General features: G+C 44.8%; 1 protein-coding gene. It reads right to left on the bottom strand.

Going from position 1 to position 268, the window contains the following annotated elements:
* Positions 1-268: GNAT family N-acetyltransferase (locus AAEZ18_RS18925; RefSeq protein WP_352255953.1), on the bottom strand; the 268-nt coding region annotated here is incomplete at both ends.

Raw genomic sequence — 268 nt, 5'->3', positions numbered from 1 at the left:
AGTTTAAGTACCATGTTAATACTGCCTTCTTCAAAGTCGCGACTAATTTTAAAACCTAACTTACGGGCAAGCTCAATCATCCCCGTATTCTCTGGTAAGGTTATGCCTTCAATCGATTCCACACCTTGGCGTTTACAGTGGTTAATTGCAGCACTCATTAGTATGCGACCAAGCCCTAAACCTTGGCAATCTGAGCGTACTACAATGGCAAACTCAGCATGCAGGTTATCGGGGTCCATAATAACGCGAGACACACCCAGTGTACGAG

The sequence above is a fragment of the Pseudoalteromonas sp. 19-MNA-CIBAN-0066 genome (genome assembly GCF_040308705.1).
GTDB lineage: Bacteria > Pseudomonadota > Gammaproteobacteria > Enterobacterales > Alteromonadaceae > Pseudoalteromonas > Pseudoalteromonas nigrifaciens.
This window is presented reverse-complemented; position numbering and strand designations above follow the sequence as displayed.